The sequence below is a fragment of the Leucobacter sp. BZR 635 genome (assembly GCF_048061935.2).
Classification (GTDB): domain Bacteria; phylum Actinomycetota; class Actinomycetes; order Actinomycetales; family Microbacteriaceae; genus Leucobacter.
Genome location: NZ_JBLUNZ020000039.1, coordinates 20,761 through 46,276 on the forward strand (window position 1 = coordinate 20,761; position 25,516 = coordinate 46,276).

Sequence of the window (25,516 nt, forward strand, 5' to 3'; positions counted from 1 at the left end):
CGGATCTTCGCAGCCGGGAAACGGTACACTTGCGCCATGGCGAAAGAGGGGCGCGAGAAGCGTAACCGGCAGGGACGGATGAGTCTCGGGGAACATCTCGTAGAACTCCGCAAGCGCCTGATTATTGCTGCGCTCGGACTGGTTGCCGGCTTGGTTGGCGGCTGGTTCTTGGTGAAGCCCGTCTGGAACCTGCTGCGCGACCCCATCAACGAGCTCAAACTCCAGGGCCGCGACGCGGTGCTTACGTACAGCTCGATCACCGAGGGCTTCGACCTGCAGATCCAGATCGCGCTGTTTATCGCCGTGATCATCACGGCGCCCATCTGGCTGTATCAGATTTGGGCATTCTTGGCCCCCGGTCTGACCCGCAAAGAGAAACTGTACGGGGTCGGGTTCCTCGGAGCAGCGGTGCCGCTCTTCCTGGCGGGTATTTTTGCTGCCTGGTACGTGCTGCCAAACATCGTGCGGTTGCTCTCGACGTTTCAGCCCGCGGAAGATGCTTTCTACCTGAGTGCCCGCACCTACGTCGATTTCGCCGTAAAGCTCATGCTCGCCGTCGGCGTCGGATTCGTCATGCCCGTCGTGCTCGTGATGCTGAACTTTGTCGGCATCATCCGCGGTAAGACGATCCTCAAGAGCTGGCGCGTCGCGATCCTCGTCATCGTGCTGTTCGCGGCGCTCACGACACCCGCTGCGGATCTCTGGAGCATGTTCCTCCTCGCCGTGCCCATGATCGTGCTGTATTTCATTGCCGTCGGCATCTCGCTGCTGCACGATCGCAGGGTCGACAAACGCAGGGCGAAGGAGTTCGAGGAGTACGGCATCGACCTCAGCGAACCAGACCTCAGCGACTACGAAGATGAGCCCGCGACATCCAAGTCCGACGCGTCGGCGAAGCCCCGAAAGGCGAGCACAGACTCGTGACCCACGAAGCATCTCCGGCCGACAGCGCGCCAGACAGCACCCTCGCCAGTACTGCTGACAGCTCTGCAGACAGCTCTCCAGACAGCTCCCTCGACACCGCGCTCGCCCATTTCGAGTCGAAGCTCGCGTACCCGCTTGACCCGTTCCAGCGCAACGCCTGCGAGCGGCTCGAAGCGGGCCGCAGTGTGCTCGTCGCGGCTCCGACAGGCTCGGGCAAGACGACGGTCGCCGAGTTCGCCGTGTACCTCGCCAGGCGGGAGAGCAACGCGAAGATCTTCTACACCGCCCCCATCAAGGCGCTGTCGAACCAGAAGTTCCACGAGCTCTGCGCCGAGTACGGCGAGGACGAGGTGGGGCTGCTCACTGGGGACGTGAACCTCCGGGGGGACGCGCCCATCGTGGTGATGACCACCGAGGTGCTCCGCAACATGATTTACGCGGCTTCGCCGACGCTCACCGACCTCGCCTTCGTCGTGCTCGACGAGGTGCACTACCTCGGCGACCGCTTCCGCGGCGCGGTGTGGGAAGAGATTATTCTGCACCTGCCGCGTACGGTGCGGCTCGTATCGCTATCGGCGACAGTCTCGAATGCCGAGGAGTTCGGCGACTGGATGCACGCCGTCCGGGGCGAGACCGACGTCGTGCTCTCGGAGCACCGCCCCGTGCCGCTCTACCAGCACGTGCTCACGACGAAGGCGCTCATGCCGCTGTTCGTCGACCGCGAGGGCGAGCTCGCACGCGCAGGCAAGGTGAACCCCGAACTCTGGATGCTCGGCAACCGCGGTCGCGGTGGTCGTGGCGGCCGTGATAGCGGGCGCGATGGTGGCCGCGATGGCGGCCGGAACTCCCGCGACCGGGGCCGGTCGCGTGGGGGACCGCCGCAGCGTCGAACGAGCCGGATCTCGCGCGGCGACATCGCCCGCGCGCTCGACGAGACACAGCTCCTGCCCGCGATCGTCTTCATCTTCAGCCGGAACGGCTGCGACCAGGCCGTGCGCCAGTGCATGTACGAGGGCATCGCCCTCACGACGCGGGAGGAGCGCGAGGAGATACGCCGCGTCGCGCACCGGCTCGTCGACAGCCTGAGCGAGGAGGATCGCCGCGTGCTCGAGACACGCGAGTGGATCGCGGGTCTCGAACGCGGCGTCGCTGCCCACCATGCGGGCCTGCTTCCCGCGTTCAAGGCCGTCGTCGAGGAGCTCTTCCAGCGCAGGCTCGTGAAGCTCGTGTTCGCGACCGAGACGCTCGCGCTCGGCATCAACATGCCGGCCCGCGCCGTCGTCATCGAACGCCTCGACAAGTTCAACGGCGAGCAGCGTGTGCCGCTTACCTCGGGGGAGTTCACGCAGCTCACCGGTCGAGCCGGTCGCCGCGGCATCGACGTCGAGGGTCACTCGGTGGTGGTCTGGAGCGACTCGGTCGACGTCGAGGATCTCTCGCAGCTCGCTGGGACGCGCTCGTTCCCGGTGAAGTCGACGTTCCGGCCGACCGCGAACATGGCGGTGAATCTGCTGCAGCGCCTCAGCTACTCGCAGGCCCGGGACACGCTCGAGCTCTCGTTTGCGCAGTTCCAGGCTGACCGCGCGGTTGTCGATCAGGCGCGAGAGCTGCAGGCGGCCCAGTCGTCGCTGCAGGGCTACGAAAAGGCCGCGGCACGCGCTCAGGGATCCGACAAGAAGCGCTGGGACGATCGCGCGCGCAAGCTCCGCCGTCAGCTTGAGCGCGGCCGCCGCCAGGTCGCGAATCGCACCGGCACAATCGCGCGCACCTTCGAGCGCGTTGTCGAGGAGCTCCTGGAACTCGGGTACCTCGTGGGGGACACCCGCGATGGCGGGGTCGAAGTCGCCCCGTACGGCGAGATGCTCCGCCGCATCTATGGTGAGCGCGACCTGCTCATCGCCGAGTGCCTCAGGCACGATCTCTGGCGCGGGCTCGACGCAAACGGTCTCGCGGCGATGTGCTGCGCCCTCACCTACGAGCCGCGGCGGGATGACGAAGCGGTGGATCGCGGCCCCGGCGGCAAGTTTGGGCAGGCCTTTGACCGGGTGCTCGACCGCTGGGTCGAGCTTGACGACCTCGCCGAGCACTACCGGCTGCCGCGCGCAGACATGCCGCACGCGGGCCTTGCCGCCGCGATGTATGACTGGTCGAAGGGGTCGACGCTCGAGAAGGTGCTCGAGACCAGCGGGCTCGGTGCCGGCGACTTCGTGCGCTGGACGAAGCAGACGATCGATCTCCTCGACCAGGTGTCGCAGGCCTGCGACGTGGCCGTCTACCACGATGGCTTGAGTGATGACGCCGTTCGCCTGAGCGTGCTCGGCGCGTTGGCCCGCGACGCGAAACGGTCGATCAAGCGCGGCATCGTGGAGGCGTCGAGCTCGTCATGACCGCAGGGCAGTTCCCAGACACCTCGGCAGCGCCGGCGAAGCTCGCGCCAGCCCGCCTGCCGTGGTGGGCCGCAGTCGGCGCGGCCGCCGCGGGCGGGTTCCTTTTCGACTTCGCGAACCCCGGAGCCGCAATCTGGCCGCTCGTGTTTCCCGCGGTGCTGCTCATTGTCGCGAGCTGGTGGCAGCAGCCGATCCGCGTCGCGATGCTTGCGGGCCTGGCGTCGGGCGCGGCCTTCTGGCTCTCGCACCTGAGCTGGCTGACGCTGTATCTCGGGCCGGTGCCCTGGCTCGCGCTCTCCGGCGTGATGATCGCGTGGTTCGTGCTGCAGGGCGCGGCGACCGCTGCCGCAACGCGCGGGCTCGCGGTACTGAACGTACAGGCGGTGGCGCGCCAGCAAGCAGGCAGGCCAGCCGGTGCGCTGCCGGGCCTGCTCGCGAGCCGCTGGGTGCTGGTGCTGGTGCAGGCGGTCGCGGTCGCGGGCATCTGGGTCGCGCGCGAGGCAGTGCAGGGTAACTGGCCCTATGACGGTTTCGCGTGGGCCAGGGTCGCTCACGTCTTCGCAGAGAGCCCGCTCGGTTCCCTGGTGTCGTGGCTCGGCTTTGCCGGGCTCAGCGGGCTCGTCGTGTTCGGGCTCGCCCTCGTCGTCGCGGCGATCGCCGCCCCGCTGAAGGCCCCACTGAAGGCTGCGCAGGCGGCCCCGCCTGCGGCCCCGCAGGCGGCCCCGCAGGCGGACTTGCAGTCGGGCCCACAGGCGGGCTCGCGGCTCGGCCTGCGTCGCGGCCAGGGCCTTCGTGGCCGTGCGGTGAGCGGCGCGGTCGCAGCCGTCGTGGCGGCAGTCGCAGTATTCGGGCTCGCACTCGTGCCGCCCGCCGAGCTCGAGCAGACCGGCACACTGCGGGTCGCCGCGGTGCAGGGCAACTCGAAGTCGGGGATCTTCGACGACCGTGAATCCGGCGATGTCTACGCCGACCACGTGCGCGGCACCGAGGAGCTCCTCGACGAGCTCGAGGCCGCAGGCGACGGCGTCGACGTGATCGTCTGGCCTGAGAACTCGGCCGAGTTCGCCCTCACCGACAACCCGCTGCGCGGCCGCGAGATCGCGCTGCTGTCGAAGCGCGCTGAAGCGCCGATCATCGTGGGAACGATCCTCGCGAACGACGACGGCACCTACACGAACAGTTCGGTCGTGTGGGGGCCAGAGGGTATCGCGGAGACCGCGGCGGGCAGCCGCTACGACAAGCGCTACCCCGTGCCGTTCGCCGAATACATGCCGAACCGCAGCTTCTTCCGGGCGCTCGCCCCCGAGCTCGTCGACCTCGTTCAGCTCGAATACGAACACGGCGAGTTCGCCCCCGTGCACGGCTTCGAGGCGCTCGGCCGCGAGATCGTCGCCGGGGTTGCCATCTGCTTCGACATCATCTTCGATGACCAGGCCGAGCAGATGATCGACGAGGGGGCCGAGGTGATTTTCGCGCCCACCAACAACGCTGACTTTGGCCGCACCGACGAGAGCGTGCAGCAGCTGCAGATCGCCAGGCTGCGCGCCATCGAGACGGGCCGCGCGCTCGTGAACATCTCGACGGTCGGGACGAGCCGGATCGTCGCGCCGGACGGGCGAGACCTCGACGGGCTCGAGGCCTTCACGCGAGGCGCGATGGTCGCAGACGTGCCGCTCGTCACGGGGGAGACCCCGGCCCTCCGATTTGGTGCCGTGATCTCGACGCTGTGGATCGTCACCGGGCTCGTGGGTGCGCTCGGCGGAAGCCTCGTGCTCATCCGCGCCAGGCGTGAGCGACCACGCAGCGCGGCGGCCTCACTCACACACGCAGTGGAGTAACTCGCGCCCGCCTTACTTGGCGGTGCCGCGGCGCGCGCGGAGTAGCTTCAGGCGCTCTTCGAGCAGTTCTTCGAGTTCTTCGCGGGAGCGCCGCTCAATGAGCATGTCCCAGGGGGTGCGCTGCGAGGACTCCTTGGCCTCAAGCTCGGCACGGGCTGTCCTGCCGGCCTCGTCGTCGAGGAAGCCGATCTCGCCGCTGCGCTGATCCGACCACTCGGGCGGCGGCTCTGCGTCGGCGTCGAACGTGACAGCAAAACTCACACCCTTGTCGGTGATGTACTCGACCGTGCGGCGCGGGGACAGCTCTACCCCTGCTTCGCCCTGCAAGCTGGTCGAGCCAATTCTTGACCCTTTAAGTGTTCGATCGGCCATTGAAGCCTCCCTCGCATGCGGCGGTCTAGCTGTGCGCCATCTGGGTTGGCACTTCCGCCGGGTTCTTCGCAGCGTATCGCGAATTCTTCGCCGAGTACACCCCCGATTGCTCCGAGCGAACCCCGACTTTTGTCTCGGCGGGCTCGACGTTACCGCGCGAGGCATGCGCCCGCGGCGGGGCTCTTCGACTACGCTGAGACGAGTTCAACCGCTCGCCCACTCACACTCTGAGGACACCACACTGTGACTGAGACCGCTGCCACCCCCATCCTTGACGCCGGAAGCCTCGCAGGCCGCAGGGCCCTCGTAACGGGATCCTCCCGCGGCGTCGGCGCAGATACCGTCCGCTACTTTGCGGAGGCCGGGGCAGACGTCGTCGTGAACTTCCGGAACAAAGCCCCGCGCGCTGAGAAGCTGGGCGCCCAGCTGCGCGAGCTCGGCGTGCGTGCCCTCGTGCAGGGCGCGGACCTCACCGATGAGGCCTCGGTCGCCGGCATGATGGCCGACATCAAGGCCGAGTTCGGTGGGCTCGACATTCTCGTGCTCAACGCCTCCGGCGGCATGGAGTCGGGCATGGCAGAGGACTACGCGCTGCAGCTCAACCGTGACGCGCAGCTGCGTGTGCTTGACGCTGCGCTGCCGCTCATGGGTGAGGGATCGCGCGTCGTCTTCGTGACGAGCCACCAGGCGCACTTCATCCGCACGACGCCGACGATGCCCGAGTACGAGGCCGTGGCGCTCTCGAAGCGGGCGGGCGAGGACGCGCTGCGCGAGCGTATCCCCGCACTCGCTGAGCGCGGCATCGGCTTTGTTGTCGTCTCCGGCGACATGATTGAGGGCACCGTCACTGCGACGCTGCTCAACCGCATGAACCCGGGTGCGCTCGAGGAGCGCCGTGAGCAGGCGGGCAAGCTGTACAACGTCGCCGAGTTCGCGGCTGAGGTCGCTCGCGCGGCTGTCGACGAGGTGCCCGCTGACAACACCCGCCTCGTCGGTGACGTCACGAGCTTCGGCTAGAGTCCCGGGGGGTCACCCCGATCGCCTCATGGTGGTGAGGATCCGCGCAGCCGCGACCTCACCACCTGGCGGCGTGTGTCGCAGCCGCCGCCCGACCGCGGCCGCACGCTCTCGGAGTGCGGCATCCGCGAGCAGGCCGGTGACCGTGGCGCGGATCTCGCGTGCGCTCGCGGTGCGCGGCAGCACCCGTGCAAGCCCGGCCGTCTCGAGTGCTCGCCCGACGTGCCGTTGATCCGAAATCGGGTTGATGGGCAGCACGAGGAGCGGGATGCCGTGCGCGAGGGCCTTGAGGGTCGTCGAGTGACCGCCGTGCCCGATGACGAGATCCATCGCTGGCAGGAGCCCGTCGTGTGCGACCCAGCCGCGCACCTCGACGTTTGGGGCACCGCGCAGCTCGCCCCCGAGTTCGACTCCGCCGGTCGTCACGACCGCATCAACCGGGAGTTGTGCGAGCGCCGCGACGATGCTGTGATAGACGGCAAGCATGCCCGGCCAATCGGTTGCGCTCAGCGCGACGAGCACGCGGACGCGGCCTCCGCGTGCAACGGGCTCAGCTCCGGTCTCCGAGGTTCCCGCCCAGGTGTAGCGACGCAGTTCGGGTGAGGCGCTGCTCGTATCGAGCTCGGGGTCCGTGAGCATGAGCCGAGTCGATGCCGGGCCCCAGAGCTTCCGCGGCCTGAGCCCGAGCAATGCGAGCCCGCGACCTGCTGGGCCGCGATCGAAGGTGCGGGCCCAGTACCCACCGAAGGTGTGAAACAGCACAGCTGTCGGGCGGTCCGCCATGAGAGCCCCGCGCAGTGGGGCGAGGAGCATGCAGTCGACGACGGTGACGTCTGGCTGCGCCGCGTCGATGAGCTCCCGCGCGGACCGGGCGGCTGCCCGCCCGGCGACGAGGCGAGCCATCGCAAAGCTCTTGCGGAGCCCCTTCCCGCCGCGCTCCGGCGTGATCGCAAGCGCCGCGTCGAAGTGGAGCGTGGGGAAGTCGGTGCTGTCGGGCGCGAGCCCTGCAACGGTAGCCGCAACGCCGCGCCTGGCGAGGGCGCGGGCGACAGCGAGGGTTGGCGGGAGATTTCCGCCGAGGTCTGCGGTGATGAAGAGCGCCTGCATTGTGTCTGCCTTTCTCGCGGGTCCTCGTGGCCTCCGACGTGTGGGGTGTGCGTTTGGCCGGTGGTGTTTGGCGACATGGTACGGCTGGTATCTGCGATGTGCAGGCCCAGTGCAGGCCCAGTGCAGGCCCAGTGTTGGCTGCCGGGTGCGGGCAGGCCGGCGCTCTGGCCCAAGAAACTAGACCCTGACCGGGGGCTCTTGCTACCCTCGAGGTTGGCGTGCTGACACGGGTGTCCGCGCCGAGACCCCGAAAGGTAGTCACATGCGTTCGCTCCTCCTCAAGGGCTTAGCTGTCTGCGCTGCTGTTCCGCTGCTCGTGACACTGTTCGCCCCCGTGGCCTCCGCGGATGAACCATCGGAACCAGCAGAGGGTACGACGCTCGTAGATCGGATCGTGGCCGCCGCGGAAGCGGGGACCACAGCTCCGACCGACCTTGCCGAGGAAATGTCGCTTCCGGTAACGGGCGGGGGAAGTCTCACGTTCGATAGCGCGGCGCGAATCACTGCGACCGTGATGTTCGTGACGTCGCCGGGGCCAGAGGTGCTTGCGGCGGTACGCGGGCTCGCCGAGATTGACGAGGTGTTCACTCGCTTTCCGGCCGCGACGGTCCGCGTCGATCCCGCCCGCCTCGGTGCGCTGTCCGAGATTCCCGGGGTCGCAAGCGCGGTCCCCGCGATGCGGCCGTTCACGGGCCAGGCGGCACAGGCTCAGGGCACAGCCCCGGGCTATCGCGCTCCAACGAGTGTGAGCACGTCGCCGCGGCAGCGTGCGGCAGCTCCGGTGGATCGGTGTGGACCGATCCCGGTTGAGGCTGACGAGGCGCTCCGCTCCAATATCGCGCGGGAGCTCTTTAGCGTCGACGGCACCGGCGTCACGATCGGTGTCATCTCGGACTCCTTCGCCAGCACGGCGTCGCCCACGTCGTGGGAGGGCGATGTCGCGTCAGGTGCACTCCCTGGCCCCGGCAACCCCTGCGGGTACACCACCCCCGTGACCCTGCTCTCTGACGACAGTCAGGGCAGCGACGAGGGCCGGGCGATGGCGCAGCTCGTGCACGGCATCGCTCCCGGCGCGACGATCCTGTTCGCTGACGCCGGGTCAAGCGACTTCGAGATGGCCGATCACATTGCCGAGCTCGCCAACGCGGGAGCCGACATCATCGTCGATGACATCGCCTGGCCGCAGGAAACCGCCTACCAGTGGGGCGTACTCTCGACCACGATCGAGCGGGTGAAAAACAACGGAGTCGCCTACTTCACCTCCGCCGGGAACTCGGGAGGTGTGGGGACGCGCGGGGCCAGCGCGGGCCGCCCAATCAGCTCGTGGAGTACCGCCGCGTATCGGCCGACCGCGTGCCCCGACTGGCTGCTTACGGGGGCGGACGACCCGCTCGCTGGGGCTTCCGGGATTGACTGCATGGATTTCGATCCGGATCCCGCAAGCTCCGTGCCGTACGACACCCTGCATGTGCGGGAGACCGCGAGCAGCCCCTCCGTCGACATGCGGGCGCTTGGGTCGATCGGGGAGCCGATGTTCGGGATCACCACTCGCTACGAGTGGCGGTTTTACCTCGTCGATCCCGAGGTACACGCGCCAGAGCTTATCGGCATGGCGCCACAGCTCGGCCAGCACTATCCGGGTGCCACGGGACAGTTTGCCGCCCCGGCCGGGGCTGAACTGCGCGCAGTGATGGTCCGCACGCTGCACGAGCCAACCGCGGTGCCACCGGCCGTGCGGTTGAGTTTCTTGAAGGGTGGCGACGAGCTCGCTGAGCGCGCGTTTTTGGGCGATGGAGTCGGCGATGTTGTTGGGCCGGCGACGTTCGGGCACGGTGGTGACGGCAGCGCGGTGAGTGTTGCCGCGCTCGACTGGCGGGATCCGGCGGCCGTGCGCCCCTACAGCTCGCTCGGAGCTTCGACGCTGCTCTTTGAGCCCGTGCGAGAGGATGCTGCGGCACCCGCAGCACCGCTTCCCGCGCCCGTGACGCCGGCTACCCCGCACATTGCGGGGGTGGATGGCATGCAGACCACCTTCTTCGGGGAGGCCCCGGACTATCGGTTCTACGGCACCTCAGCCAGCGCCCCGACCGCCGCCGCAGTCGCGGCTCTGGCGCAGTCGCATGCCCCTGACCTGAGCGGTTCCGACCTTACCGCGCGCCTCATCGACACCGCCCGAGGGGCCGCCGACGGCGGGCCAGTCAACCCGTATGCGGGCTTCGGGTTCGCTGATTCGCAGGTCTTCGGCGCGGGCCTCGTCGACGCGGAAGCACTGCTCACGGGGCTGGAGGCGGCACCCGCCACGCCGGAGGGCTTGCGGGCGGTCGAGGTGACCCAGACCAGCTTCCAATTGGAGTGGGAACCAGCGGAGGGGGCGACAGCGCTTGACCTCGAGGTTGAGCTCGTCGAAGCCGCTGGTGAGAACGGTCAATCGCCGGCATCGGCCGCGCCCGTATCGACGGCGCCCGTATCGGCCGCGCTTGACGGCAGTGTGACGTCGCACCGCGTGGAGGGGCTCGAACCCGGGAGTGTCTACGCTGTGAGGCTCGCCGCACGCAACCAGGCGGGAGCCAGCGAGCCGGCGCTCCTCAAGGTATCGACGCGGGTCGCGCCGGGGCCGAAACCCGACCCGGATCCTGACCCACCTGTTCCGCCCACCCCAACGCCTCCCGCCCCATCGCCGCCGGCGGCACCCGCCCAACCACTCGCGCAATCGGGCACCGAGAGCCCCTGGCTCGGCCTGCTCGGGGCAGGCGCGATTCTCGTGCTCGGCCTGGGGGTGAGCGGTGCGGCGCTCCGGCGGCGCACCGCGGCCGAATAGCTCGCTCGCGTACGAGCCGGCGCTGAGCCAGTGCCCGGAATGCTTCGGCCACTGAGGGGTGTGCCCGAAGAATCTTGCGTAACGATGGCTGCCTGCCCGCAGGATCAGCAGAAACTTCGCGTAATGATTGGAACCGCCGAATAAACGGGTGCTATATTCAAAAGCTCCGCAGCGGCTGCCGCGGCGATCCCGGTCACCTGGCTGAGGATCGGTGTTCCAGCAGTCGCATCCGACCGGGTCGCCGACGTCCCGCCGAGAGAAAGGACGTCGATGCGCACACCCATCGACCCCGCACGCCTCACCCCGACGAGTGTGCCTCCCGCGGTCGGCCTCTACGACCCCGCGCACGAGCACGATGCGTGCGGGCTCGCCGCCGTGGTGTCGCTCACGAGCGAGCCAAGCCACCGGATCGTCCAGCTGGCGCTCGAAGCTCTCGAGAACCTCGAACACCGCGGCGCTGTCGGATCTGATGCGGGAACCGGTGACGGCGCGGGCATTCTCACCGAGGTACCCGATGCGCTCATCCGCGAACGCTGCGCAGCGGCCGGCACGGTGCTCCCGGAAGCGGGGGAGTACGCTGCGGGGCTCACGTTCCTGCCGAGATCCACCACGGAGCGCCGCGCGGCGCGCTACCGCATTGCGGCCATCGCGGCGGAGGAGGGACTGCGCGTCGTCGCCTGGCTCCCCGTCGGTGTGCGCGAACACATCCTCGGTGAGAGCGCCCGAGCAGCTGCCCCCGAGATCGAGCAGCTCGTCGTCGCCGCGGCTGCTGGCGGCGCGAGCGACCAGGAGCAGCTCGAGCGGCGGGCATTTCGCGCGCGCAAGCGGATCCAGCACAACACCGGCGTGTACCTGCCGTCGCTCTCGACGCGAACGATCGTCTACAAGGGCATGGTCACCACGCTCCAGCTGCCCGCGTTCTACCGTGACCTCGCCGACCCAGAGTTTCGCTCCCGCTTCGCTGTTGTGCACTCGCGGTACTCGACAAACACCTTTCCGTCGTGGCACCTCGCGCAGCCCCTCAGGCTCGTCGCGCACAACGGCGAAATCAACACGGTCCGCGGCAACCGCAACTGGATGCGAGCGCGCGAAGCCCAGCTTGCGTCCCCGATCCTCGGCGACATCGCGCCGCTCCTGCCGATCTGTTCGCCGGGCGGCAGCGACTCCGCGAGCTTCGATGAGGTCCTCGAACTGCTCGTCATGAGCGGCCGTTCGCTGGCTCACGCTCTCGCGATGATGGTTCCCGAGGCCTGGGAGGCGAACCCCGAGCTTGACGCAGAACTCGTTGACTTCCTCGAGTATCACTCGCTCGTCATGGAGCCGTGGGATGGGCCCGCCGCCATGATTGCGACCGACGGCAGCGAGCTCGTCGCGCTGCTCGACCGGAACGGCCTGCGGCCGGGGCGCTACCTCGTCACGCACGACGGGCTGCTCGTGATCGGCAGCGAGACGGGTGTGCTCGACGTGGCGCCGGAGCGGGTCGCACGGCGCGGCCGGCTGCTGCCGGGGAGAATGCTCGCCGTGAACCTCGCGACGGGAGAGATGCGCGGCGACGAGACGGTGAAGCGAGAGCTGGCCGCCCTCGCGCCGTGGGGTGCCTGGCTTGAGCAGGGGCGGATCCGGCTTGCCGACGAACCGGAGCGCGAACACCTCGTGCACCCGCCGGCATCGATCAGCAGGCGGCAGCGGACCTTCGGGTACACGGAGGAGGAGCTCCGGCTGATCCTCGCCCCGATGGCACTCTCGGGCGGCGAGCCGCTCGCCGCGATGGGCTCCGACACCCCGATTGCGGTGCTCAGCGAGCGGCCCCGCCACCTGCACGACTATTTCGTGCAGCAGTTCGCACAGGTCACGAACCCGCCGCTCGACGCGCTGCGCGAGGAGCTCGTCACGAGCCTGCGCGCGGGGATCGGACCGCAAGAGAACCTGCTGAGCCAGTCTCCGGGGCACGTCAGGCAGGTCATCCTTGACTTCCCGGTGATCGACAACGGTGCGCTCGCGCGTATCCAGCACTTCGGCGACGATCCCGAGCGGGAGCGTGCCGTGACAATTCGCGGGCTCTACCCCGTCGACTTCGGCGCGAAGGGGCTCGCTGACAGGCTCGAGGCGATGTGCTGGGAGGCCAGCGCCGCAGTGCGCGCGGGGGCCGAGTTCATCATTCTGTCCGACCGCGACTCGAACAAAGATCTCGCACCGGTGCCGACGCTGCTCGCCGTGTCGGCCGTGCACCACCACCTCATTCGCGAGGGTGAACGGATGCGCGTCGCGCTCATCGCGGAGGCGGGAGACGTGCGCGAGGTGCACCACGTCGCCGTGCTCGTCGGTTACGGCGCTGCCGCAGTGAACCCGTACCTTGCGATGGAGAGCGTCGGCCTGCTCGTGCGCGACGGGTCACTCCCCGGCCTCACCGAGGAGGAGGCGGTCGGGAGGCTCATCGGGGCGCTCGGCAAGGGGCTGCTGAAGGTGATGAGCAAGATGGGGATCTCCACGGTGTCGTCGTACTGCGGCGCGCAGACCTTTGAGGCGATCGGCCTCTCGCGCGAACTCGTCGACCGGTACTTCACCGGCACGAGTTCGCGACTCGGCGGCGTCGGGCTCGACGTGCTCGCGGCGGAGGTCGCCGCACGCCATCGGTCGGCATACCCAGACGACACCGCCCCGCTCGCGCACAAACGGCTCGAAACGGGGGGAGAGTACCGGTGGCGGCGCGGCGAGGAGCCCCACCTGTTCGACCCCGAGACGATCTTCAAGCTGCAGCACGCGACCCGCACCGGCAGGCGCGAGATCTTCTCCGAGTACACGGCGCGCGTGAACGAGCAGCAAGAGCGGCTCATGACGCTGCGCGGGCTGTTCCGATTCAGCCCGCGGCGGCCCGCGGTGCCGCTCGACGAGGTCGAACCCGTCTCCGAGATCGTGCGCCGGTTCGCGACGGGCGCGATGAGCTACGGTTCGATCTCGCCGGAGGCGCACGAGACGCTCGCGATCGCCATGAATCAGCTCGGCGGGCGCTCGAATACCGGAGAGGGCGGGGAAGCAGAGGATCGACTCACCGACCCCGCCAGGCGCAGCGCGATCAAACAGGTCGCGTCCGGCCGCTTCGGCGTGACGAGCATGTACCTCACGCACGCAGACGAGATCCAGATCAAACTCGCGCAGGGCGCGAAGCCGGGGGAGGGCGGCCAGCTCCCACCGGGCAAGATGTACCCGTGGATCGCGCGCACCAGGCACGCGACGCCCGGCGTCGGGCTCATCTCGCCGCCGCCGCACCACGATATCTACTCGATCGAAGACCTCAAGCAGCTCATCTTCGACCTCAAGCGGGCGAACCCCGCGGCCCGCATCTCGACGAAGCTCGTCGCGCAGAGCGGCATCGGCCCGGTTGCCGCAGGCGTCGCGAAGGCGCTGTCCGACGTCATTCTCGTCTCGGGCCACGACGGCGGTACGGGCGCAAGCCCGATGAACTCGCTGAAGCACGCGGGCTCCCCGTGGGAGCTCGGGCTCGCCGAGGTGCAACAAACGCTCATGCTCAACGGACTGCGCGAGCGCGTCATCGTGCAGGCCGACGGACAACTCAAGACCGGCCGCGACGTCGTGGTCGCGGCACTCTTGGGCGCCGAGGAGTTCGGGTTCGCGACGGCACCACTCGTGGTCTCCGGGTGCATCATGATGCGCGTCTGCCACCTCGACACCTGCCCGGTCGGGGTCGCCACACAGAACCCCGAGCTGCGGGAGCGGTTCACGGGGCAGGCGGCGCACATCGTGAACTTCTTTACGTTCATCGCGGAGGAGGTGCGCGAGATCCTCGCCGAACTCGGCTACCGCTCGCTCGCCGAGGCAGTCGGCGACACCGCCGCGCTCGACGTCGACGACGCTGTGCGGCACTGGAAGGCCGAGGGGCTGGACCTGACGGACGTGTTGCGCGGGCCCGAGTTTGCCGCAGACGAGCCGCGCCGGCACGGCGCGGCGCAGGATCACGCGCTCACCGAGCATTTTGACGTGCGGCTCATCGAACTTGCGCGCGACGCGCTCGAGTCGCGCGAGCCCGCCGTGATCGACCTCCCGATCCGCAACCTGCACCGCGCGGTCGGCACGATGCTCGGCCACGAGGTCACGAAGCGCTTCGGCGCTCGCGGGCTCGCCCCCGAGACGATCGACGTGACGCTCACGGGGTCGGCGGGCCAGTCGCTCGGCGCGTTTCTCCCGGCGGGCGTCACGCTGCGCCTCATCGGCGACGCGAACGACTACGTCGGCAAGGGGCTCTCGGGTGGCGAGATCACGCTCCGCACCCACCCGGCAGAAACGCCGGACGGAAGCACGGTCGTTGCCGGCAACGTTATCGGCTATGGCGCGACGAGCGGCTCGCTCTGGATCGCCGGCTCCGTCGGCGAGCGCTTCCTCGTGCGCGGCTCGGGGGCGACGGCAGTTGTCGAGGGTGTGGGTGACCACGCGCTCGAGTACTTCACTGGTGGCTTCGCCCTCGTGCTCGGGCCGACGGGGCGAAACTTCGGCGCGGGCATGTCGGGCGGCGAGGCCGTGATCCTCGACCTCGACCCGGAGCACATCAACGCGGCCGAGGTTGCATCCGGAGCGCTGCTCGTACAGCGGCTCGGCAGCGGCGCGGTCGCTGCAGCGTCCGAAGCCGAGCTGCTCGCCCGCGTGGAGGCGCTGCTGCGGAGGCACGTCGAACAGACCGGTTCGCGTGTGGCGAGCGAGCTGCTCGCCGAGCTCAGTGCGGACCCGCTCGCGACCGCGGCACGGTTCACCAGGCTGATCCCGCGCGGATACTCGCGGGTGCTGGAGATTCGGGAGCGCGCCGCGGCCACGGGTAGCGACCCCGACGGGGAACACGTTTGGAGCGAGATTCTGGAGGCAACCCATGGGTGACACACACGGATTTCTGAAGGTTCGCGAGCGCGAGCTCGCCCCGAAACGGCCCGTCGCCCTCCGGCTGCTGGACTGGCGGGAGGTCGTAGAGCTCGGCGACACGGCGGTCACCAGGCGGCAGGCGTCGCGCTGCATGGACTGCGGCGTGGCCTTCTGCCATCAGGGCTGCCCGCTCGGCAACCTCATCCCCGAGTGGAACGACCTCACGCACCGTGGGCGGAGCCGCGAGGCGATCGACCAGCTGCACGAGACGAACAACTTCCCGGAGTTCACCGGCCGCGCCTGCCCGGCCCCCTGCGAGTCGGCCTGCGTGCTCGGCATCAACCAGCCGGCCGTCACGATCAAACAGATCGAAAACCATATCGTCGATGAGGCCTTCGCGCACGGCTGGGTGACGCCCATCCCCCCGTCGCGCCTGACTGGCAAGACCGTCGCCGTCGTCGGCTCGGGCCCTGCCGGCCTGGCCGCAGCGCAGCAGCTCACGCGCGCGGGGCACACCGTCGCCGTCTACGAGCGCGACGAGGCCCCCGGAGGGCTGCTGCGCTTCGGGATCCCCGATTTCAAGCTCGAGAAACACCTCGTGACGCGGCGCGTCGAGCAGCTCAAGGCCGAGGGCACCCGGTTCCGCTGTGGCGTCGAGATCGGGCGCGATATGAGCTGGGCCGAACTGCGTCGGCGCTTCGACGCGGTCGTGGTTGCGACGGGTGCTGGCGAACCCCGAGAACTCCCTCTCCCCGGGCGTGAACTCGCAGGCGTTCACCGGGCGATGGACTACCTCGTTGCTGCGAACCGGGTGCAGGCGGGTGCGCTCGATGCGGTTGCCGTTCCTGCGACGCTCAACGCCTCTGGCAAACACGTCGTGGTCATCGGGGGTGGCGACACCGGGGCCGACTGCGTCGGCACCGCGCACCGCCAGGGGGCCCGCTCGGTGACGAGCCTGGCGATCGGCCGGCAGCCTGGCACCGCGCGCCCAGCGAGTCAGCCCTGGCCCACGCATCCGACGCTGTTTGAAGTCTCAAGCTCCCACGAGGAGGGCGGCGAGCGCAGCTACCTCGCCTCAACTGTTGAGTTTGTCGGAGAGCAGGGGCACGTTCGTGGGCTCAGCGTCGCCGAGACTGGGTACACCGATGCCGGCCGCCGACCGGTTGCCGGGTCCGAGCGGATCATCGACGCCGACCTCGTGCTCATCGCCCTCGGGTTCACAGGGCCTGAGGCGATCACGGGCGGCGAGCTCGCGCGCGACGCCGGCGATGCCGGTGGCGGCGGCTTCGCCCGGGCCGCCGACTTCTCTACCGCGGAGCCCGGGGTGTTCGTCGCGGGCGACGCGGGCCGCGGCCAGTCGCTCATCGTGTGGGCGATCGCCGAGGGGCGCTCGGCGGCGGCAGCGGTGGATCGCTTCCTCACCGGCGACTCGACGCTGCCAAGCCCGGTGGGCGCGAACGACCGGGCGTTCGCCTAGCTGGCGCACGTTCTGGCCGCTCGCCGCGCACCGTTGAGCACTGGTATTCGCTGGGTGCTGGTGTTCGCTGAGCGCGCGTGTTCGCTGAGCGCGAGTGCACCGAGGACGGTCCGGGGGATATTCTCGAAAGTGATCCCTCAGGCGTCGCGCCCGGGGCTCGCGCCGCCCGGAAGGTTGCGCGGGCTGCAGGGCGCGGCAGGGGGAGTACCTCGATGAAAGGACAGCACACATGGCTTCGATCGTAGTTTTCGGTGGCTCCGGCTACGCGGGTTCGCACATCGCAGAGGCGGCGGCGGTAAACGGGCACCAGGTGACGAGCATCACGCGCTCGGAGTCAGCGACGCAGATTGCCGGCGTGACATACCGAACGGGCTCGATCCTTGAAGCGGCCGATCGTGCGCGGGCGCTTGAGGGCGCAGAAGTATTGGTCGTCGCGGTGTCGCCGCGCGGCGTCATGGCCGGTCAGGTGCGGCCCGCCATTGCGGAGCTCGCCGATCAGGCTGCCGCGGCAGGCGTCAGGCTCGGTGTGATCGGCGGCGCCGGGTCCCTGCAGTCGACGCCTGGGGGCCCGCTGCTCGCGGAGACGCCCGAGTTCGGCGACGAGTTCCGCCCCGAGGCACTTGAGATGGCCGGCGTGCTCTCCGATCTGCAGGCAAGCGACAGCGCACTCGACTGGTTCTTTGTGAGCCCCGCGGGCGACTTTGGTCCGTGGGTCGCCGGTGAGTACCGCGGTGAGTACCGGGTGGGCGGCGACGTGCTGCTCACTGACGAGAACGGGGTGTCGGCAATCGGAGGCGCAGACTTCGGTGTCGCCATCGTTGACGAGATCGAGGAGCCGGCGCACCGCCGCCAGCGCTTCACGGTCGCTTACTAGCCCCAAGCGCCGGAGGGCGGGCAGGATCTCGCTCGGCCGAGCGGGTACGCTGGGCAGGTGAATTCCGCTCTTGTATCATCGCTCCGTAACGACCTGCTGGCGGCGGGGTACTCGCTCTCTGGGCTGAGCGCGCTCTGGGGGCGCAGCGCAGAAGATGCGCGCCGCCGGGGCGTGTTCCAGCCCGCCCTGCGGGTGCTCGAGCAGCGAGACACCACGGCCCTCGTTACGCTCGGGCGGCTGTTCCTGCTCGGCGAGGCAGCGAGCCGCGCCGAGCTCGACGAGGCGCTGCCCGAACTCGGAGGGGCTGGCGCGGAAGCGCTCGGGCTGGTCCGCGGCGCTATCGACCGCACGGGCGGCACTGAGTACGAGGCCAACTCCGAACGCCCGGCCATGCTGCGCGCCGCGCTCTCGCTGAACCCTGTCGACCTCGTCGGTCTGGGTGAGGGTGCGGTGCCCGGCGGAGCCGCGATCCAGAACGAACTCTGGATCATCTCCGACCTCGACGACGAACTCCGTCGCGGCCCCGCCCGCCCAGACCACGTCATGGGAGTCGGCGGTGCGACCCGCACGCTGCTCGCGCAGATCCCGCCCGTGCACGCGGGCTCGGCCCTCGACCTCGGCACCGGCTGCGGGATCGTCGCCCTGCATCTTGCGCAGCTCGGCATCACGCGCATCGTAGCGACCGACATCTCGGCCCGCGCCCTCACGCTCGCCCGCGCAAACGCCGCGCTGAACGCGCTCGACGGCCGCATCGAGTTTCGCGAGGGCAGCCTCTTCGAACCTGTCGCCCACGAACAGTACGACCTCATCGTCTCGAACCCGCCGTTCGTGATCACGCCGCGCGGCTCGGCCGACGCCGAGCGCTACGAGTACCGCGACGGCGGGATGACCGGCGACGACCTCGCCGCGACCGTCGTGCGAGGCGGCCCGCAGTACCTCAGCGCGGGCGGCACGCTCGTGTGCCTCGCGAACTGGGAGACCGAGTGGGGCGGGCACGGCCTCGAGCGCGTCGGCGGCTGGGTGCGCGATGCGGCCACCCAGAGCGGTGCGGCCCTCGACGCCTGGGTGATCGAGCGCGACCGCGTCGACACCGTGCAGTACGCCGAAACGTGGGCCCGCGACGGCGGCGCGCGGCCGGGCCAGCCGGAGTTCGACACGCTGCTCACCGGCTGGCTCGACGACTTCGGCGCACGCCGGATCGTGAGCATCGGGCTCGGCGCGATCCACCTGCGCCGGCGCGACCTCGACATCGTCGACACGCCCGCGAGCGATTCGGTGATCCACCTCGAGCAGGCAACTGGCGCACTCGCGCAGGCCGGGCTCGGCGGCTCACTGCGGCGCGCCTTCGACGCGGGCGCGGCCGCGGCCCGCGCGAGCGACGAGGCGGTGCTTGCGACGCGGTGGATCCGTGACGCCGCAGTCACCGAAGAGCGCAGCTACACGCCCGGCTCAGAATCGCCGAGCGCCATCAGCCTGGTCACCGACGAGCCCATCGCCCGCCGCGTGGTCGCAGACACGCTGCTCGCCGCGGCCGTCGGCGTGTGCGACGGCGAGCTCACGCTCGGCCAGATCGCCGACGCCCTCGCGACGCTGCTCGAGGTCGACACGAGCGCGGCGGCGGAGGCGCTCGCTGCGGGCGTCCGGGAGCTCGCCTGGTTCGGCATGCTCGCGCCGGCCCGATCCTGAGGTTGTTGGCGGGCGAACTGGGCAGCGGCGTTAGCTGAGCAGCCCGATCAGCCCGCGGATGAGCGTGGCGGCGGCACCCGCGCACGCCATGAGCACCACGAAGCGGCGTACCTGCGTCGCCGAGACCAGGCGGAGGAGCCGCTCGCCGAGCGCGATTCCGACGAGGATCGCGGCGAGGATCGCGATCCAGAACCACCACGCAGCCTCCGGGAAGCCGGTGGGATCGAGCGCGAGCTTGGCCGCAGCCGCGGCTACCCCGGTGACCACGAAATACGGCTGGAGGGTGGCGGCGAACGACACCTGCGGCCAGCGAGTGAGCACCGCGTAGGCGCTCACAGCGGGGCCGCCCACGCCGGCGAGTGCGTTCGTGAGACCGGAGAGCAGCCCGGCGACGGCGCGCGGGGCCCGCGGCTCAGTCGAGAACCGCTCGCTCGTGAAGACGACCGACAGGCCGAGAGCGACGAGCACCGTTGCGCCAACCGCGACGCCCATGAGGTCGGGGGAGAACTGACCGGCAAGCCACGCACCCCCGACCGCCCCGAGCACGGCGAACGATGCGAGCCAGCGGAACATCGACCAGTCGATTGACCGCCACACCCGCGGCAAAATGAGCAGGCTTGAGACGACGCCGAGAATGTTGACGAGCAGCACGCCGGTGTGGCCGCCGAGCATGAGCGTCATGAGCGGAGAAACGAGCAGCGCGAAGCCGAGCCCCGCCATGCGCTGCGCCGCCGCTCCGACGACCGTGACGCCGACGATGAGCAGTGCGAGGCCGAGTGTCACCGGAGGCTCCCGCCGCGCGCGCCGGACGAGCGGGTCGCCGCGCAGCGATCGAGCGCTGACGTGTGTTGGGACTGGGGCACTGCGCTGAGAACTCGGGCGGACAACATGCCTCCCATCATCCCAGACGGGCCAGCACCTCCCGTTCCAGTTGGGTCGGCCTCACCGCGCGGCGACACCGCCTGCCGAGCGTGTGTAAGGGAGGCATATGGCATCTCGGTAGACTGGTGGGGTGATGCGTACCACCGATCTCCGCGGCCGCGAGCTCTCCCGTGGCGACCTGCTTGCCCTAGTCCCGCGCGCTGCCCTCGGGGCAGACGTCGCTGTCGAGCGTGTCCGGCCGCTGGTGGCGGCCGTGGCAGACCGAGGTGAGGATGCCCTCCGCGAGCAGGCGCTCGAGTTTGATGGGGTCTCCGGACACGCGCTGCGCGTCCCCTCCGAGACCGTGCAGGCGTCACTCACTGATTGCCCTGCAGACGTGCGGGAGGCGCTCACCGAGCTCATCGCGCGGTTGCGGCTGGGGTCGGCTGCTCAGGTGCCCGAGACCCGGGTGACCGAGATCGGCGCGGGAGCGAAGATCGTGCAGCGCTGGCAGCCGGTCTCACGGGTCGGCCTGTACGCCCCGGGTGGCAAAGCCGCCTACCCCTCATCGGTGATCATGAACGCGGTGTCCGCGCAGGTGGCGGGGGTGCCGAGCCTCGCGCTCGCCTCGCCCGCGCAGGCAGACAATGCGGGCCTGCCGCACCAGGCTGTGCTCTGGGCGGCAGCGCTCTGCGGGATCGACGAGGTATACGCGATTGGCGGGGCTGGCGCGATCGCCGCTTTCGCACACGGCGTGCCCGCGATCGGGCTCGACCCGGTCGACGTGGTGACGGGCCCCGGCAACGTGTTCGTTGCCGCGGCGAAACGAGTGGTGAGCGGCACGGTCGGCATCGACTCTGAGGCCGGAACCACCGAGATTCTCGTCATCGCCGACGACGCCGCCGACCCAGGATTCGTGGCGGCTGACCTCATCAGCCAGGCCGAGCACGACGAGGCCGCGGCATCGGTGCTCGTCACGGACTCCGCGGAGTTCGGGGAGCGCGTGCTCGCCGAAATCGCCGAGCGCGCCCCGCGCACCCAGCACGCTGAGCGCGTGCGCGTCGCCCTCTCAGGCCCACAGTCGGCCGTGATCCTCGTCGACGACCTCGACACTGCGGTGCGCGTATCGAACGCATACGGCCCAGAGCACCTCGAGATCCAAACGCGTGATGACGACGGCGTGCTCACCGGGATCACCGATGCCGGCGCGATCTTTGTGGGCGGCTACACGCCCGTGAGTCTCGGCGACTACCTCGCGGGCTCCAACCATGTACTCCCGACAGGCGGAACCGCGCGGTTCGCCGCGGGCCTCGGCGCGCACACCTTTCTGCGCCCGCAACAGATCATTTCATACGACCGAGCGGCCCTCGCCGCAACCGAGGCCCCGCTGCTCGCGCTTGCCGGGGCCGAAGGCCTGCCCGCCCACGGCGAGGCAGTGAGCGCACGCTTCGAACAGGAAGGCTCCTGATGCATTGCCCCTTCTGCAGACACTCCGACAGCCGAGTCATTGACTCGCGCACGGCCGACGACGGCATGTCGATCCGCCGTCGGCGGCAGTGCCCCGAGTGCGGCAAGCGCTTCACCACGACCGAGACCGCCAGCCTGACGGTGATCAAGCGCTCGGGCGTCGTCGAACCCTTCAGCCGCGAGAAGGTGATGGTGGGGGTGCGCAAGGCCTGCCAGGGCCGCCCCGTCACCGAGGCGGATCTCGCGCTGCTCGCGCAGCGCGTCGAAGAGTCGCTCAGGCTCACCGGCGTCGCCCAGTTCGAGACCAACGACATCGGGGTCGCGATCCTCCCGCACCTGCGCGTGCTCGATGAGGTCGCGTACCTCCGCTTCGCGAGCGTGTATCAAGATTTCGAGTCGCTCGACGATTTCGAGGCGGCCGTCCGAGACCTGCGCGCGAAGCGCACCGACGCTGGCGCCGCGGGTGCCGCGGCAGAATAACGAGGGAAGCATCTTGGCAACGACACCCGGCCGTAGCGCTGTGACCCCCTACGGAATCCTCTTCAACGCCGTGTTCAAGGGGATGGATCCCGAGCGGGCTCACCACCTGGCCTTCGGCGTGATCCGGGCGCTGCCCGCGCTCGGCGGGCTCGTGCGGCGGTTCTGCGCGCCGCACCCATCGCTCAGCGTCAACGCGCTCGGACTCGAGTTTCCGAGCCCATTCGGCCTCGCTGCCGGCTTTGACAAAAACGCCGCCGGTATCCCGGGGCTCGGCGAGCTCGGCTTCGGACATGTCGAGGTCGGCACCGTCACGATGCACGCGCAAGACGGCAACCCGAAGCCGCGCATGTTCCGGCTCGTTCCCGACCGCGGGCTCATCAACCGGATGGGATTCAACAACGAGGGATCCGCCGCCGCAGTCCCACGCATCGAGCGTGCGCGGATGCGCCGCAACCGACCGATTATCGGCGCAAACATCGGCAAGAGCCGCGTCACCGAGGTCGAAGACGCGGTCGCCGATTACGTGTGGAGCGCGCAGCGGCTTGCCCCGATCTCCGACTACCTCGCCGTCAACGTGAGCTCGCCGAACACCCCCGGGCTGCGCGGACTGCAGGAACTTGAGATGCTCGAGCCGCTGCTCGCCGCGGTCAAGGATGCGGCGGGGGAGACCCCTCTGCTCGTGAAGATCGCGCCCGACATGGAAGACGAGCAGATCGACGGCATCGTCTCGCTCGCCGTGCGCCTCGGCCTCGACGGCATCATCGCCACGAACACGACAATCTCGCGTGCCGGGCTCGAAACGCCCTCAGCCGATGTCGAGGACATGGGAGCCGGCGGACTCTCGGGTGCCCCGCTCGCAGAGCGCGCCCTTGCGGTGCTGCGACGCATTCGCGCAACCGCGCCGGCAGAGTTCTGCGTGATCTCCGTCGGGGGAGTGACGACGGCAGCTGACGTGCTCGAGCGGCTCGCGGCCGGCGCGACCCTCGTACAGGGCTTCACCGCGTTTATCTACGAGGGCCCCCTCTGGGCGCGCGCAATCAACCGGGGGCTGCGGAAGGCCGGATGGCGGCAGGCCGCGTAGTGGTTTAAGCGGTTCGCGGGTTCGCGGGTTCGCATAGGATCCTGCCGCACGGCAACACAGCAATGGCCCGGATTTCTCCGGGCCATTGCTGTGTGTCTGCGTGAGCTGCTCGCTGCTGCTCGCTGCGTGACTAGTTGGGGTACTTGCCGCGCTTGACCTGGGGCTTCGGCATCCGCAGCATGCGGAACTGCATGGCGCGCATCGCGCCGTACCACTTGAAGCCGGGCTGCACGTTGCCCTCGCCGAACTTCTGCGTCAGCTTCTTCTTCAGGATGAAGGTGAGCACGACAGCGTCGATGATCGCGAGGAACAGGAAGCCCCAGACAAAGAACACGCCGTACACCTGGCCCCAGCCGGGCAGCATCGCGACGATGAGGAAGAGCACCATCACCGGGATGAGGAGCTCGCCTGCGCTCCAACGCGCGTCGACGTAGTCGCGCACGAAGCGGCGCTGCGGGCCGCGGTCACGCACGGTGAGGTAGCGTTCTTCGCCGGCCATCATGCCCGTGCGAGCACGCTCGCGGGCCTCGTTCTGGGCGGCGCGCTGCTGCTTACGCAGCTCCTTGTCCTGCGAGCCCACAATGGGGCGGGCATTTGCGGCCTGCACGGCGCGACGCGACGGTGTCGGGCGGCCCTTGCCCTCGTTCTCAGCCGTTTCGTCCTGGGTCGAGCCAGTCGGCTCGTCTCGCTTGGCAGCGCTCATGATCGCCTGTTGTTTCCTCTCGTCAGACACCCAATTGGGTTCTTGCACATACCCCCAAGCGTACCGCGTCGAAGGCGCGTAGACTGGAGACATTCGGTCTGAGGGCCGTTATTGGGCTTTCGGGCCGCACAGAGCGCTCAGACCAGCGGTCGGGCACCAGAGGGAAAGGCAGAGGGAGAACGCATGAGTGACGACACTGCAGTACGCGAACACGGGGTCGATCTGAGTTCTGCAGCACAAGACAAGGTGCGCAGCTTGTTGAGCCAGGAGGGGCGTGACGATCTGCGACTGCGGATCGCCGTACAGCCCGGTGGCTGCTCGGGGCTGATTTACCAGCTGTACTTTGACGAGCGGCAGCTCGATAACGACGCCATCGTTGACTACGAAGGGGTGCAGGTGGTCGTTGACCAGATGAGCATTCCCTATCTTTCCGGTGCAACGATTGACTTCGAAGACACAATCCAGAAGCAGGGCTTCACCATAGACAATCCAAATGCTGAGGGAAGCTGCGCCTGCGGCGATAGCTTCGGCTAAACCCTCACAGCAAAAGAATGTTTGGCCCTGTTCCGCGCGACACCCCGTTTGCGTTCGGGGAACGCTCAGCTTCGCGCTAAGCTAACAGGTAGTCATCAGTTTCGCCTGCCTGCGTGGGCAATGACCGGTAAGAATTCGAAAGGTATGCGGTGCGTTCCAATCGTGTAAACAAATGGGTTGCAGCCCCAGTCGCCATCGGCGCGGCGCTCCTGCTCGCTGGCTGTACTCCCGAGCAGCAGCGCGGTTTCCTCCCCGAGGGATCCACACACGCCACGAACCACACTGAGGGCATCACTGCGCTCTGGGTGAACTCGTGGATCGTGCTGCTGGGTGTAGGTGTCATCACCTGGGGCCTTATTATCTGGGCAACCATCGCGTACCGTCGCAGGAAGGGCCAGACTGGCCTTCCCGTGCAGCTTCGCTACAACATGCCCATTGAGACCTTCTTCACGGTCGTCCCCGTGATCCTCGTGCTCGGCTTCTTCGCGTTCACCGCGAAGGAACAGGCCAGCATCGAGGCGCGCTACGACGATCCGGAGAACGTTGTTGAGGTCTACGGCAAGCGTTGGGCTTGGGACTTCAACTACATCTCAGACGACGTCTACTTCCAGGGCGTTCAGGTGAAGACCGACGAGAAGGGCTCGGCTCTGCCCGAGACCATGCCGGTCCTCATGCTCCCCGTCGACAAGACGACGGAGATCCGCCTGGAGACCCGCGACGTCATCCACTCCTTCTGGGTCGTTGAGTACCTGTACAAGAAGGACATGATCCCGGGTCAGACCAACTACATGAGCTTCACGCCGACTGAAACCGGCACGTTCATGGGCAAGTGCGCTGAGCTCTGTGGCCAGGACCACTCGATGATGCTCTTCGAGCTCAAGGTTGTCGAGCAGGACGAGTACGACGCATACGTCGAGTCGCTCCGCGCTGAGGGCAACACTGGCAGCATCGGAGACGAAGCGAATGCAAACATCGAGTCGTTCTACGGCGACGAGGCCAAGGCCCAGAACGACTAGCGAGGGAA

18 protein-coding genes are annotated in these 25,516 nt (G+C 68.7%); 14 read left to right on the forward strand and 4 right to left on the reverse strand.

What is annotated here, in order from left to right; translation table 11 throughout:
- The first annotated feature begins 36 nt into the window (after positions 1 to 36).
- From tatC to lnt, 3 genes are read left to right on the forward strand one after another with little or no spacing between them, the layout of a single operon-like run.
- Positions 37 to 924, forward strand: coding sequence for a twin-arginine translocase subunit TatC (tatC, locus tag ACI1US_RS07795; protein ID WP_461639535.1), 888 nt, complete (start codon positions 37 to 39; stop codon positions 922 to 924).
- Positions 921 to 3,311 (forward strand): DEAD/DEAH box helicase, encoded by a 2,391-nt coding sequence (locus ACI1US_RS07800; RefSeq protein WP_461639537.1) that lies wholly within the window; start codon positions 921 to 923, stop codon positions 3,309 to 3,311. The genes tatC and ACI1US_RS07800 overlap by 4 nt, the downstream gene beginning before the upstream one ends.
- Positions 3,308 to 5,149 (forward strand): apolipoprotein N-acyltransferase, encoded by a 1,842-nt coding sequence (gene lnt / locus ACI1US_RS07805; protein WP_461639539.1) that lies wholly within the window; start codon positions 3,308 to 3,310, stop codon positions 5,147 to 5,149. The genes ACI1US_RS07800 and lnt overlap by 4 nt, the downstream gene beginning before the upstream one ends.
- A gap of 12 nt (positions 5,150 to 5,161) precedes the next feature.
- Here the strand turns inward: lnt and ACI1US_RS07810 are convergent, their stop codons facing one another.
- Complete coding sequence (locus ACI1US_RS07810; protein WP_461639540.1) at positions 5,162 to 5,521, reverse strand: RNA polymerase-binding protein RbpA; 360 nt, start codon at positions 5,519 to 5,521, stop codon at positions 5,162 to 5,164.
- A gap of 243 nt (positions 5,522 to 5,764) precedes the next feature.
- On the opposite strand from ACI1US_RS07810, the gene ACI1US_RS07815 reads away from it, so the two are divergent.
- On the forward strand, positions 5,765 to 6,538 hold the full coding sequence (locus ACI1US_RS07815; RefSeq protein WP_461639542.1) for an SDR family oxidoreductase: 774 nt from the start codon (positions 5,765 to 5,767) through the stop codon (positions 6,536 to 6,538).
- Positions 6,539 to 6,550: 12 nt separating this feature from the next.
- On the opposite strand, the gene ACI1US_RS07820 is transcribed toward ACI1US_RS07815, so the two are convergent.
- The gene (locus ACI1US_RS07820; protein WP_461639544.1) at positions 6,551 to 7,645 is read right to left on the reverse strand and encodes a glycosyltransferase; all 1,095 of its coding nucleotides are present in this window, start codon (positions 7,643 to 7,645) and stop codon (positions 6,551 to 6,553) included.
- Positions 7,646 to 7,907: 262 nt separating this feature from the next.
- Between ACI1US_RS07820 and ACI1US_RS07825 the strand changes: the two genes are divergently transcribed.
- From ACI1US_RS07825 to ACI1US_RS07845, 5 genes are all read left to right on the forward strand, one after another.
- Entirely contained in the window at positions 7,908 to 10,463 is a 2,556-nt protein-coding gene (locus ACI1US_RS07825; RefSeq protein WP_461639546.1) for a S8 family serine peptidase, read from the forward strand.
- Positions 10,464 to 10,733: 270 nt separating this feature from the next.
- On the forward strand, positions 10,734 to 15,347 hold the full coding sequence (gene gltB / locus ACI1US_RS07830; RefSeq protein ID WP_461639548.1) for a glutamate synthase large subunit: 4,614 nt from the start codon (positions 10,734 to 10,736) through the stop codon (positions 15,345 to 15,347).
- On the forward strand, positions 15,340 to 16,806 hold the full coding sequence (locus tag ACI1US_RS07835; RefSeq protein WP_461639550.1) for a glutamate synthase subunit beta: 1,467 nt from the start codon (positions 15,340 to 15,342) through the stop codon (positions 16,804 to 16,806). The genes gltB and ACI1US_RS07835 overlap by 8 nt, the downstream gene beginning before the upstream one ends.
- A gap of 229 nt (positions 16,807 to 17,035) precedes the next feature.
- The gene (locus tag ACI1US_RS07840; protein ID WP_461639552.1) at positions 17,036 to 17,680 is read left to right on the forward strand and encodes an NAD(P)-dependent oxidoreductase; all 645 of its coding nucleotides are present in this window, start codon (positions 17,036 to 17,038) and stop codon (positions 17,678 to 17,680) included.
- Between the two features lie 57 nt (positions 17,681 to 17,737).
- On the forward strand, positions 17,738 to 19,366 hold the full coding sequence (locus ACI1US_RS07845; protein ID WP_461639554.1) for a methyltransferase: 1,629 nt from the start codon (positions 17,738 to 17,740) through the stop codon (positions 19,364 to 19,366).
- Positions 19,367 to 19,396: 30 nt separating this feature from the next.
- Here the strand turns inward: ACI1US_RS07845 and ACI1US_RS07850 are convergent, their stop codons facing one another.
- On the reverse strand, positions 19,397 to 20,149 hold the full coding sequence (locus ACI1US_RS07850) for a TSUP family transporter (protein WP_461639556.1): 753 nt from the start codon (positions 20,147 to 20,149) through the stop codon (positions 19,397 to 19,399).
- A gap of 232 nt (positions 20,150 to 20,381) precedes the next feature.
- Here ACI1US_RS07850 and hisD point away from each other — a divergent pair, with 232 nt between their 5' ends.
- Genes hisD through ACI1US_RS07865 form a run of 3 tightly spaced genes read left to right on the forward strand, consistent with a single transcriptional unit; the run spans position 20,382 to position 23,255 of the window.
- A complete protein-coding gene (gene hisD, locus ACI1US_RS07855; RefSeq protein WP_461639597.1) occupies positions 20,382 to 21,695 on the forward strand; it encodes a histidinol dehydrogenase in 1,314 nt (437 codons plus the stop codon).
- Positions 21,695 to 22,174 (forward strand): transcriptional regulator NrdR, encoded by a 480-nt coding sequence (gene nrdR, locus ACI1US_RS07860; RefSeq protein WP_461639558.1) that lies wholly within the window; start codon positions 21,695 to 21,697, stop codon positions 22,172 to 22,174. Before hisD ends, nrdR begins: the two co-directional genes overlap by 1 nt.
- A 13-nt stretch (positions 22,175 to 22,187) precedes the next feature.
- On the forward strand, positions 22,188 to 23,255 hold the full coding sequence (locus ACI1US_RS07865; RefSeq protein ID WP_461639560.1) for a quinone-dependent dihydroorotate dehydrogenase: 1,068 nt from the start codon (positions 22,188 to 22,190) through the stop codon (positions 23,253 to 23,255).
- A 130-nt stretch (positions 23,256 to 23,385) separates the two neighbouring features.
- Here the strand turns inward: ACI1US_RS07865 and ACI1US_RS07870 are convergent, their stop codons facing one another.
- Positions 23,386 to 23,958 (reverse strand): DUF3043 domain-containing protein, encoded by a 573-nt coding sequence (locus tag ACI1US_RS07870; protein ID WP_461639562.1) that lies wholly within the window; start codon positions 23,956 to 23,958, stop codon positions 23,386 to 23,388.
- Between the two features lie 183 nt (positions 23,959 to 24,141).
- Between ACI1US_RS07870 and ACI1US_RS07875 the strand changes: the two genes are divergently transcribed.
- A complete protein-coding gene (locus tag ACI1US_RS07875; RefSeq protein ID WP_416549522.1) occupies positions 24,142 to 24,492 on the forward strand; it encodes a HesB/IscA family protein in 351 nt (116 codons plus the stop codon).
- Between the two features lie 149 nt (positions 24,493 to 24,641).
- Positions 24,642 to 25,508 carry an aa3-type cytochrome oxidase subunit II gene (gene ctaC / locus ACI1US_RS07880; protein ID WP_416549523.1) on the forward strand — a complete coding sequence of 289 codons (867 nt, stop codon included), beginning with the start codon at positions 24,642 to 24,644 and terminating at the stop codon, positions 25,506 to 25,508.
- The last annotated feature ends 8 nt before the right edge of the window (positions 25,509 to 25,516 follow it).

Excerpts from the sequence above, each read along its gene's own strand:
- ACI1US_RS07875 (WP_416549522.1), top strand. The coding sequence starts at position 24,142 with ATGAGTGACGACACTGCAGTACGCGAACACGGGGTCGATCTGAGTTCT.
- gltB (WP_461639548.1), top strand. The coding sequence starts at position 10,734 with ATGCGCACACCCATCGACCCCGCACGCCTCACCCCGACGAGTGTGCCT.
- tatC (WP_461639535.1), top strand. The coding sequence starts at position 37 with ATGGCGAAAGAGGGGCGCGAGAAGCGTAACCGGCAGGGACGGATGAGT.
- ACI1US_RS07840 (WP_461639552.1), top strand. The coding sequence starts at position 17,036 with ATGGCTTCGATCGTAGTTTTCGGTGGCTCCGGCTACGCGGGTTCGCAC.
- nrdR (WP_461639558.1), top strand. The coding sequence starts at position 21,695 with ATGCATTGCCCCTTCTGCAGACACTCCGACAGCCGAGTCATTGACTCG.
- lnt (WP_461639539.1), top strand. The coding sequence starts at position 3,308 with ATGACCGCAGGGCAGTTCCCAGACACCTCGGCAGCGCCGGCGAAGCTC.
- ACI1US_RS07825 (WP_461639546.1), top strand. The coding sequence starts at position 7,908 with ATGCGTTCGCTCCTCCTCAAGGGCTTAGCTGTCTGCGCTGCTGTTCCG.
- ACI1US_RS07870 (WP_461639562.1), bottom strand. The coding sequence starts at position 23,958 with ATGAGCGCTGCCAAGCGAGACGAGCCGACTGGCTCGACCCAGGACGAA.
- ACI1US_RS07835 (WP_461639550.1), top strand. The coding sequence starts at position 15,340 with ATGGGTGACACACACGGATTTCTGAAGGTTCGCGAGCGCGAGCTCGCC.
- ACI1US_RS07810 (WP_461639540.1), bottom strand. The coding sequence starts at position 5,521 with ATGGCCGATCGAACACTTAAAGGGTCAAGAATTGGCTCGACCAGCTTG.
- ACI1US_RS07820 (WP_461639544.1), bottom strand. The coding sequence starts at position 7,645 with ATGCAGGCGCTCTTCATCACCGCAGACCTCGGCGGAAATCTCCCGCCA.
- hisD (WP_461639597.1), top strand. The coding sequence starts at position 20,382 with ATGCGTACCACCGATCTCCGCGGCCGCGAGCTCTCCCGTGGCGACCTG.